The following is a 9,508-nucleotide window of genomic DNA, read 5'->3' on the forward strand; positions in this document are numbered from 1 at the left end:
TACGGGGCGACCGCGACGCGCGCCCAGCCCTCCGCGCGCAACTCCTGGACCGCCTCCTCCGTACGCGGCCCGCGCGCCGAGGCGAACGCGAGCCGCACCGCCCCCCAGCCCGCGCCCCGCCACTGCCGCGCGAGCCCGTCGAGCACCGCGGCGGCCTCGGGGTCGGTCGAGCCGGCCGAGGCGAGGACGACCGCGGTCGACGCGCGCTCGGCACGCCGTACCCCCGCCTCCGCGAGCCGCCGCTCCAAGGCCGCCGTCAGGAGCGGCGAGGGACCGAGTACGCGGGCGAGCCGTACCCGCACCCGGCGGCCGGGCAGCGCGCGCATGGCCGCTTCGAGCACCGCCGGGAGGTCGCTCTTCGCGTGGAAGGCGCGCGTGAGCAGCAGCGGCAGCGCGACGACCTCGTGCGCCCCCGCCGCGGCGAGCCGCGCCAGCGTGTCCGGCACGGACGGCTCGGCGAAGTCGAGGAACGCCGTCTCCACGGTGAGCCCGGGACGCAGGCGCCGTACCCGCGCCACGAGCGCGCGCACCGTCGCGGCATGACGGGGATCGCGGCTGCCGTGCGCGACGACCAGGAGCGCGGGACGGGGGGCGTGCATGGATCAGCTCCTGACGAGCAGCCCGCGCGTGCGCAGCACCCTGCGCTCCAGCGGGCTGAAGATGAGCAGGTCGATCGCGATGCCGACGATCAGGATGAGGAAGATCGCGAGGAACACCATCGACATGCTGCTGTTGGTGCGGCCGTTCTCCAGCAACTGCCCCAGACCGATGCCAAGATCGGGCGAGGAGGCGATGATCTCGGCGGCCATGAGCGAGCGCCAGGAGAAGGCCCACCCCTGCTTGAGCCCCGCGAGGTAGCCGGGCAGCGCGGCGGGCAGCACGATGTGCCAGGTCCCGCGCAGGCCCGTCGCGCCGAGCGTGCGTCCGGCCCGCAGGTACAGCGGGGGGACCTGATCGACGCCGGAGACGAGGCCGTTGGCGATCGAGGGGACCGCGCCGAGGAGGATCACGGCGTACATCATCGAGCTGTTGAGCCCGAGCCACAGCACGGCGGGCGGCACCCACGCGACCGAGGGCAGCGACTGGAGCCCGGACAGGATCGGCCCGATCGCCGCGCGCACGAACCGCACCCGTGAGACGAGCAGCCCGAGCGGCGTGCCGATGACGAGCGCGAGGAGGAAGCCGAAGAGGCCGCGCGAGACGCTCGTCCAGATGTAGCCGAGCAGCTTCCCCTGCGTCCACGCGTCGCTCAGCTCGCCCCACACCGCGCCCGGCGAGGGCAGCTTGTAGGAGTCGGTGACCTTCGCCCAGACGAGGATCTGCCACACGGCGAGGACCAGGACGACCGAGACGAGAGGCGGCAGGACCTTGCGGACCAGCACCTCGCGCGCTCCGGCGCGTCCCGCCCCGCCCCCGCTCCCCGCCGTTTCGAGCGCGTCGAGCCCGGCGAGATCGCCGTCCCCTTCGTCCCCCCTGCCCTTGTTCAGCCGGGTGCTTGTCTCAGTGCTGGCCATGACGGCGGATCTCCCCCCGCAGTTCCTCGGTGATCTCGGCGGACAGCTCCGCCACGGCGGTGTCCTCGATACGGCGCGGCTGCGGGATGTCCACGCGCCACTCGCGCGCGATCCGTCCCGGGCGCGAGGAGAGCAGGACGACGCGCTCGGCGAGCCGCACCGCCTCGCGCACGTTGTGCGTCACGAAGAGCACCGAGAGCCGCGTCTCGCGCCACACCCGGGTCAGCTCGTCGTGCAGCAGGTCCCTGGTGATCGCGTCGAGCGCGGCGAACGGCTCGTCCATGAGCAGGAGTTGACTGTCCTGCGCGAGCGCCCGGGCGAGCGCCACGCGCTGCCGCATCCCGCCGGACAGCTCGTGCACCCGCTTCCCGTACGCCCCTTCGAGCCGTACGACGTCCAGCAACTCCATCGCTCGGGGCTGGCGTTCGGGCCTCGGCACGCCGCGCAGCTTGAGCGCCAGCTCGATGTTCTTGCCCGCTGTGAGCCACGGGAACAGCGCGTGCTCCTGGAACATGAGCGCGGGCCGTGCGCCCGGCGTGCTGATCTCGCCCGCCGAGGGCGCGTCGAGCCCCGCGACGAGGTTGAGCAGCGTCGACTTGCCGCAGCCCGAGGCCCCGAGCAGGGTCACGAACTCGCCGGGGGCGACGTCGAGCGAGATGTCGTCGAGCACGAGGTGCTGCCCGGCGGGGGTGGAGAAGGACTTGGAGACGTGGGCGAGCCGGGCGGCGGGGCCCGCGTCACGCGTACTGCCGTCCGTGGCCTCGGCGTACGTCGTCGCCATGGGACACCTCCTGGAGACGGTTGGGGGATGGGGGGTGGGGCGAGCACGGCGGGGGCGCGGTGCGCGTGGGCGGCGGCACCGCGCCCCCGGGCCGCTACTTCACGCCGAGGCCGGCGTCGTCCACCGCCGGCTGCCCCTCGGCCTTGAGCACCTTGTTGAGCGGCCCGAGGTCGTAGATCCCCTTGAGCTGCGGCTTCATGAGGAGTCCCGCCTTGACCGCGTGGTCGGCCTCGGCCTGGAGCGTCGCGGCGAGCGGGTCGTCGAGGATCTCGATGGACTTCCACGCCGGGTCGAGCTGCTCGGCCGGCAGCGCCTTGCCGCTCAGCTTCTTCAGCGCGTCGTTCGCCGCGGTCTTCGCGGCCTCGTCGTTGTCCTTGATCCACTTGTTCGTCGTGACCGAGCCGCGCAGCACCGCCTCGACGACGTCGGGGTGCTCGCTCAGGAACTTCTGCGACACGATGATGTTCGTGATCACGAACTTCTTGTCCGGCCACAGGTCCCGCTCGTCCAGGATCTCCTTCGCACCCTCCGAGACGAGCTTCGACGCGGTCGGCTCGGGCACCCACGCGCCGTCGATGGAACCGGACTTGTAGGCGTCGGGCGTCACCTTGTTGTCGGACCGGACGACGGAGACGTCACCCTTCCCGCTCTGCGCGTCGACCTTCCAGCCCTTCTCCGCCACCCAGTTGAGGAACGCGACGTCCTGCGTGTTGCCGAGCTGCGGGGTCGCGATGCGCTTGCCCTTGACGTCGTCGAGCGACTTGATCTTCTTCGGGTTCACGACGAGCTTCACGCCGCCGGAGGCCGAACCGCCGATGATCCGCAGGGACTTGCCCTGCGACTGCGTGAAGCCGTTGATCGACGGCGAGGGGCCGATGAAGCCGATGTCGATCGAGCCGGAGTTGAGCGCCTCGATCTCGGAGGGCCCGGCGTTGAAGGTCGACGGCTTGACCGACGTCGCCCCCAACTCCTTCTGGAACAGGCCCTTCTCGATGCCGACGAGGGCGGTGGCGTGGGTGAGGTTCGGGAAGTACCCGATCCGCACGCTCGACGCCGAGAGTTTCTTGGTGCCGGCGGCGACGGGCGCCTTCGACGCCTTGTCGCCGTCGTCCGCGTCCGAGCCGTAGCCGCAGGCCGTGGCGACGAGGGCGAGCAGGGGCAGGGCGGTGGCCGCGGCGAGCGAGCGGCGCAGTCTTGCGGAAGGCACGGGAGGGGGTCCTCTCGTTGGCCCGGTCCTCGTCGGTTCCCCGTGGGGGAGGGTCGTCAGGAGGCTTCGGGACGGGTGGAAGGTCTTCGGTGGTGGAGCGCGGGGAGCGCGCGGGCGCTCCCCCGGGGACGGCGCGGGCCGCGGTTCACACACATCGCGCGACACCCCCGGTCCCGGCGCCCAGCGCGCCGCTGCCCACCCGGCCGCCCTCCTTGGCGAACCCGCTGTACGCGTCCCTGAGGACGGCGGCGCCGTCCCCGGACACGGCGGCGTCGCGGAACCCGGCGGCGCGCGTGCCGCCCGTGCCCTCTGCCGCCACCGCTTTCTGCGAAGCCATCAGAAGTCCCAGCCCTCGTCGTCCGCCGCCACCGGGGCCCCGGCCCCCGCACTCCCGCCGAACGCCTCGCCCGCCATCCCGGCGGCGAGCGTCGTGCCGTCCGCGGGGTCGATGAGCAGGAAGGACCCCGTCCGGCGCGAGCCCGCGTAGTCGTCGAGCGCGAGCGGGTCCGCGGTGCGCACCACGACGCGGCCGATGTCGTTGGCGACGAGACGCCCCGGCCCGGCGTGCTGGGCGAGGTCGTCGAGCGAGAGCCGCGAGGGGATCTCCTTGACGATCGCCTTGACGGTGCGGGTCGTGTGCTTGAGCAGCACGCGGTGTCCCACCGTCAGGGGTGTGTCGGCGACATGGCACACCGTCGCGGTCACGTCCCGTGTCACGGCGGGGAGTTCGTCGGCCGGGGCGATCAAATCGCCGCGCGAGACGTCGAGATCGTCGGCGAGCCGGATGGTCACCGACTGCGGGGCCCAGGCGATGTCGACCTCCTGGCCGAGCGCGTCGATCCCCGCGATCGTGCTCGTACGGCCCGAGGGCAGTACGGCCACACGCTGCCCCACCCGCAGCGCCCCGGAGGCCACCTGGCCCGCGTAGCCGCGGTAGTCGGGGTGCTCGGCGGACTGCGGGCGGATCACGTACTGCACCGGGAAACGGGCCGGGCAGCCGGTGAGGTCGTGGCTGACCGGGACGGTCTCCAGGTGTTCGAGCACGGTCGGGCCGCCGTACCAGTCCATGCGCGCCGAGGGCTCCACGACGTTGTCCCCGGCGAGCGCCGAGATCGGGATCGCGGTCACCTCCGGGACGCCGAGGCGGGTCGCGTACGCCGTGAACTCCTCGGCGATCGCCGCGAACGCGGGCTCCGCGTACTCCACGAGGTCCATCTTGTTGACCGCGAGGACGACGTGCGGGACGCGCAGCAGCGCCGCGACCGCCGCGTGCCTGCGGGTCTGCTCGACGACGCCGTTGCGCGCGTCGACGAGGACGACGGCGAGTTCGGCCGTCGACGCGCCCGTCACCATGTTCCGCGTGTACTGCACGTGCCCCGGTGTGTCCGCGAGGATGAAGCGGCGGCGGGGGGTCGCGAAGTAGCGGTAGGCGACGTCGATCGTGATGCCCTGCTCGCGCTCGGCGCGCAGCCCGTCCGTGAGCAGCGCGAGGTCGGGTCCCGAACGGCCCCGGTCGAGCGAGGCCCGCTCGACGGCTTCGAGCTGATCGGTCAGGACCGACTTGGAGTCGTGCAGGAGCCGCCCGACGAGCGTGGACTTGCCGTCGTCGACGGAGCCGGCGGTCGCGAAACGCAGGAGCGTCGTGGCGCTGGTGCCGAGAGTGGTGGTCATGGCTAGAAATACCCCTCGCGCTTGCGGTCCTCCATGGCGGCTTCCGACAGCTTGTCGTCGGCGCGGGTCGCGCCGCGCTCGGTGAGCCGCGAGGCGGCGATCTCGGCGATGACCGCGTCCAGCGTCGTCGCGTCCGAGTCGACGGCCCCCGTGCACGACATGTCGCCGACCGTGCGGTAGCGCACGAGCCGCCGCTCGACCGGCTCGTCCTTCTTCGGGCCGCCCCACTCGCCCGCCGTGAGCCACATCCCGCTGCGCGAGAACACGTCCCGCTCGTGCGCGAAGTAGATCTCCGGCAGCGCGATGGACTCGCGGGCGATGTACTGCCACACGTCCAGCTCGGTCCAGTTGGAGAGCGGGAAGACCCGGACGTGCTCGCCCGGCGCGTGCCGCCCGTTGTAGAGCTGCCACAGCTCGGGGCGCTGGCGGCGCGGGTCCCACTGCGAGAACTCGTCGCGCAGCGAGAAGACCCGCTCCTTGGCGCGCGCCTTCTCCTCGTCGCGCCGGCCCCCGCCGAACACGGCGTCGAACCGCCGCGCGCGGATGGCGTCCGTGAGCGGCACGGTCTGGAGCGGGTTGCGGGTGCCGTCGGGGCGCTCGCGCAGCGTGCCGTTGTCGATGTACTCCTGCACGGAGGCGACGTGCAGCCGCAGCCCGTGCTCCGCCACGACGCGGTCCCGGTAGGCGAGCACCTCGGGGAAGTTGTGGCCCGTGTCGACGTGCAGGAGCGCGAAGGGCACCGGCGCGGGCGCGAACGCCTTGAGCGCCAGGTGCAGCATCACGATGGAGTCCTTGCCGCCCGAGAAGAGGATCACCGGGCGCTCGAACTCGCCCGCCACCTCCCGGAAGATGTGCACCGCCTCGGATTCGAGCACGTCCAGGTGGCTCAGCGCGAACGGGCTCTCGGTGCCGCTCCCCGCGGTCGTCGCCGTCGTCGTCATACCAGTCCCCTCTGAGTGAGCAGCGCGTACAGCGCGGCGGCCGAGTCGGCGACCGGCTGCGTGTGCGACTCGATCCGCAGGTCCGGCGCCGCCGGGGCCTCGTAGGGGTCATCCACCCCGGTGAGTCCCGTCAGTTCGCCGGCCGCCTGCTTGGCGTACAGCCCCTTCACGTCGCGTTCGGCGCACACCTCGACGGGCGTGGCCACGTGCACCTCCAGGTACGTCGTGCCCTCGACCTGGTGCCGCTTGCGCACCGCCTCGCGGCTGTCCGCGTACGGCGCGATGACCGGTACGAGCGCCAGCACCCCGTGCGAGGCGAGGAGTTCGGCGACGTAGCCGATCCGCCGCACGTTCGTGTCCCGGTCGGCGCGGGTGAACCCCAGTCCGGCGGACAGGAATTCGCGGATCTCGTCCCCGTCGAGCACTTCGGCCCTGCGGCCCTCGGCGCGCAGCCGCTCGGCCAGCGCGTAGGCGATCGTGGTCTTGCCCGCGCTCGGCAGGCCCGTGAGCCAGACGGTCGCTCCCGTCACCTCGTACCCCTCCTCGTGCCCGGTCGTCCCTCCGGGCGTCTCGCTTCGTCGTCCCGCTCGTGCGTGACGTGCCCGGCGTGTGCGCGTACGTGCTGTGCGCGCCCTGCCGTTGGTGCCCCGCGTCCGTACGTGGCCGCGCTCAGCCGTGCAGCCCGCACTCCGTCTTCGCGCGCCCGGCCCAGCGGCCCGCGCGCGCGTCCTCGCCCGCGAGCAGCCTGCGGGTGCAGGGCGCGCAGCCCACCGAGCCGTAGCCGTCCATGAGCAAGGGGTTGGTCAGGACGCCGTGTTCGGCCACGTACGCGTCCACGTCGTCCTGCGTCCAGCGGGCGATGGGCGAGACCTTCACCTTGCGGCGCTTCTCGTCCCAGCCGACGACGGGCGTGTGCGCGCGGGTCGGTGACTCGTCGCGGCGCAGACCCGTCGCCCAGGCGAGGTAGCCGGAGAGCCCTTCGGCGAGCGGGGCGACCTTGCGCAGGGCGCAGCACAGGTCGGGGTCGCGGTCGTGGAGCTGGGGCCCGTACTCGGCGTCCTGCTCGGCGACCGACTGGCGGGGCGTGAGCGTCAGGACGCGGACGTCCATGACGGCCTCGACCGCGTCGCGGGTGCCGATCGTCTCGGGGAAGTGGTAGCCGGTGTCGAGGAAGACGACGTCCACGCCGGGGCGCGCCCGCGAGGCGAGGTGCGCGACGACCGCGTCCTCCATCGAGGACGTGACGCAGAAGCGGTCCCCGAAGGTGCCGGTCGCCCAGCGCAGGATGTCGAGCGCGTCGGCCTCTTCGAGCTCGCGGCCCGCCTGTTCGGCGAGCGCGCGCAGTGCGTCGTCCGTGAGGGTGCCGGGGTCGGTGGCGGGTATGCCGGGGTGGCTCATGTCCTGTTCTCCCCTTCGCCGTTGTCGCCTTCGGTGGTGGTACGGGGGCGGGGCGCCGCGGCGTGCGCGGGCGCCTCGTCGGGCGCGGGGGCGCCCGCGCGGGCGAAACCGCTGGCGAGCAGGCCCAGGAAGCCCAGGCGGAAGGCGCGGTTGCAGGCCGCGCACTCCCACGTCCCGTGCCCCTCCTCGCCCGGGCGCAGGTCCTCGTCGCCGCAGTAGGGGCAGTAGAAGGGGACCGCGCGCTGCGTGCCGCCGCTCGCCCGGCTCACGACAGGGCCTCCTGCGGGGCGCGGCTCGCCCAGGCGGCGAAGCGCTCGCCGTCCTCGCGCCCGTCGAGGTAGCGGCGCAGCACGCGCTCGACGTAGTCGGGCAGCTCCTCCGCCGTCACCTTCAGCCCGCGCACCTTGCGCCCGAACCCGGCCTCCAGGCCGAGCGCTCCGCCCAGGTGGACCTGGAAGCCCTCGACCTGCCGCCCCTGCCCGTCCAGGACCAACTGCCCCTTGAGGCCGATGTCGGCGACCTGGATGCGGGCGCAGGCGTTGGGGCAGCCGTTGACATTGATGGTGAGCGGTTCGTCGAACTCCGGCAGGCGGCGCTCCAGTTCGTCGATGAGCGCGGCGCCGCGCGCCTTCGTCTCGACGATCGCGAGCTTGCAGAACTCGATCCCGGTGCACGCCATCGTGCCGCGCCGGAACGGCGAGGGCGTCACCTGGAAGTCCAGCGCCTCCAGGCCCGCGACGAGCGAGTCGACGTGCTCCTCGGCGACGTCGAGCACGAGCATCTTCTGCTCGACAGTCGTCCGCACCCGGTCGGAACCGTGCGCCGCCGCGAGGTCCGCGATCTTGCTGAGCAGAGTGCCGTCCACGCGGCCGACACGGGGCGCGAAACCGACGTAGAAACGGCCGTCCTTCTGCCGGTGCACGCCGATGTGGTCGCGCCAGCGCGCGACCGGCTCGGCGGGCGCGGGACCGTCGACGAGCTTGCGGAGCAGGTACTCGTCCTCCAGGACCTGCCGGAACTTCTCCGCGCCCCAGTCCGCGACGAGGAACTTCAGGCGCGCGCGGTTGCGCAGCCGGCGGTAACCGTAGTCGCGGAACACGGAGATGACGCCGATGTGCACATCCGCGACCTCCTCCAGCGGCACCCACGCGCCGAGCCGCACGCCGAGCTTCGGGTTCGTCGAGAGCCCGCCGCCGACCCACAGGTCGAACCCGGGCCCGTACTGCGGGTGTTCGACCCCGACGAAGGCGACGTCGTTGATCTCATGCGCCACGTCCAGCAGCGGCGAGCCCGAGATCGCCGTCTTGAACTTCCGTGGCAAGTTGGAGAATTCGGGGTTCCCGATGACCCGGCGGTGGATCTCCTCGATCGCGGGCGTGCCGTCGATGATCTCGTCCTCGGCGATGCCCGCGACCGGGGAGCCGAGCACGACGCGCGGGGTGTCGCCGCACGCCTCCGTCGTCGAGAGGCCGACGCCCTCCAGGCGCCGCCAGATCTCGGGGACGTCCTCGATCCTGATCCAGTGGAACTGCACGTTCTGCCGGTCGGTGAGGTCAGCGGTCCCGCGCGCGAACTCCTGCGAGATCTCGCCGATCACGCGGAGCTGGGCGGTCGTCAGCCGGCCGCCGTCGATGCGGACGCGCAGCATGAAGTACTCGTCGTCCAGTTCCTCCGGCTCCAGGACCGCCGTCTTGCCGCCGTCGATCCCGGGCCGCCGCTGCGTGTACAGACCCCACCAGCGCATCCGGCCGCGCAGGTCGTTGGGATCGATCGAGTCGAAACCGGCCTTCGAGTAGATCGTCTCAATACGTGTCCGTACGTTGAGACCGTCGTCGTCCTTCTTGAACTGCTCGTTGCCGTTGAGCGGGGTGAAGTGCCCTACCGCCCACTGGCCTTCACCACGGTGACGGCTCGCCTTGCGGCGGGAGGCGGCGGGGGGCGTCGGGGCGTCGGCCATGGCGGTACGTCCTTCGGGGGCGGGGCGCCGCGCGCGGCG

At 72.6% G+C, this 9,508-nt stretch carries 11 protein-coding genes; all 11 read right to left on the minus strand.

Going from position 1 to position 9,508, the window contains the following annotated elements:
* The coding region (locus tag G3I42_RS16455; protein ID WP_164286703.1) for a CbiX/SirB N-terminal domain-containing protein at nt 1-599 on the minus strand (599 nt) is incomplete at its 3' end.
* Nucleotides 600-602: 3 nt separating this feature from the next.
* Nucleotides 603-1,514: an ABC transporter permease gene (locus G3I42_RS16460; RefSeq protein ID WP_164286705.1), complete on the minus strand. Its 912-nt coding sequence runs from the start codon at nt 1,512-1,514 to the stop codon at nt 603-605.
* Nucleotides 1,501-2,295, minus strand: a complete 795-nt coding sequence (locus G3I42_RS16465) for an ABC transporter ATP-binding protein (protein ID WP_164286707.1) — start codon at nt 2,293-2,295, stop codon at nt 1,501-1,503. The genes G3I42_RS16460 and G3I42_RS16465 overlap by 14 nt, the downstream gene beginning before the upstream one ends.
* Nucleotides 2,296-2,389: 94 nt before the next feature.
* A complete protein-coding gene (locus G3I42_RS16470; protein WP_164286709.1) occupies nt 2,390-3,502 on the minus strand; it encodes an aliphatic sulfonate ABC transporter substrate-binding protein in 1,113 nt (370 codons plus the stop codon).
* A gap of 145 nt (nt 3,503-3,647) precedes the next feature.
* On the minus strand, nt 3,648-3,839 hold the full coding sequence (locus G3I42_RS16475) for a hypothetical protein (RefSeq protein WP_164286701.1): 192 nt from the start codon (nt 3,837-3,839) through the stop codon (nt 3,648-3,650).
* Entirely contained in the window at nt 3,839-5,173 is a 1,335-nt protein-coding gene (locus G3I42_RS16480) for a GTP-binding protein (RefSeq protein WP_164286710.1), read from the minus strand. The genes G3I42_RS16475 and G3I42_RS16480 overlap by 1 nt, the downstream gene beginning before the upstream one ends.
* Nucleotides 5,174-5,175: 2 nt before the next feature.
* Complete coding sequence (cysD, locus tag G3I42_RS16485; RefSeq protein ID WP_164286713.1) at nt 5,176-6,114, minus strand: sulfate adenylyltransferase subunit CysD; 939 nt, start codon at nt 6,112-6,114, stop codon at nt 5,176-5,178.
* On the minus strand, nt 6,111-6,644 hold the full coding sequence (cysC, locus tag G3I42_RS16490) for an adenylyl-sulfate kinase (RefSeq protein WP_164286715.1): 534 nt from the start codon (nt 6,642-6,644) through the stop codon (nt 6,111-6,113). Before cysC ends, cysD begins: the two co-directional genes overlap by 4 nt.
* Before the next feature lie 139 nt (nt 6,645-6,783).
* The gene (locus G3I42_RS16495) at nt 6,784-7,512 is read right to left on the minus strand and encodes a phosphoadenylyl-sulfate reductase (protein ID WP_164286717.1); all 729 of its coding nucleotides are present in this window, start codon (nt 7,510-7,512) and stop codon (nt 6,784-6,786) included.
* Nucleotides 7,509-7,781: a hypothetical protein gene (locus G3I42_RS16500; RefSeq protein WP_164286719.1), complete on the minus strand. Its 273-nt coding sequence runs from the start codon at nt 7,779-7,781 to the stop codon at nt 7,509-7,511. Before G3I42_RS16500 ends, G3I42_RS16495 begins: the two co-directional genes overlap by 4 nt.
* The gene (locus G3I42_RS16505) at nt 7,778-9,469 is read right to left on the minus strand and encodes a nitrite/sulfite reductase (protein WP_164286721.1); all 1,692 of its coding nucleotides are present in this window, start codon (nt 9,467-9,469) and stop codon (nt 7,778-7,780) included. The genes G3I42_RS16500 and G3I42_RS16505 overlap by 4 nt, the downstream gene beginning before the upstream one ends.
* Nucleotides 9,470-9,508: the final 39 nt, after the last annotated feature.

The sequence above is a fragment of the Streptomyces sp. SID11385 genome (assembly GCF_010548245.1).
Lineage (GTDB): Bacteria > Actinomycetota > Actinomycetes > Streptomycetales > Streptomycetaceae > Streptomyces.

Coding starts and splice junctions, on each gene's coding strand:
- G3I42_RS16475 (WP_164286701.1), bottom strand. CDS start 3,839: ATGGCTTCGCAGAAAGCGGTGGCGGCAGAGGGCACGGGCGGCACGCGC.
- G3I42_RS16465 (WP_164286707.1), bottom strand. CDS start 2,295: ATGGCGACGACGTACGCCGAGGCCACGGACGGCAGTACGCGTGACGCG.
- cysD (WP_164286713.1), bottom strand. CDS start 6,114: ATGACGACGACGGCGACGACCGCGGGGAGCGGCACCGAGAGCCCGTTC.
- G3I42_RS16460 (WP_164286705.1), bottom strand. CDS start 1,514: ATGGCCAGCACTGAGACAAGCACCCGGCTGAACAAGGGCAGGGGGGAC.
- G3I42_RS16495 (WP_164286717.1), bottom strand. CDS start 7,512: ATGAGCCACCCCGGCATACCCGCCACCGACCCCGGCACCCTCACGGAC.
- G3I42_RS16480 (WP_164286710.1), bottom strand. CDS start 5,173: ATGACCACCACTCTCGGCACCAGCGCCACGACGCTCCTGCGTTTCGCG.
- G3I42_RS16505 (WP_164286721.1), bottom strand. CDS start 9,469: ATGGCCGACGCCCCGACGCCCCCCGCCGCCTCCCGCCGCAAGGCGAGC.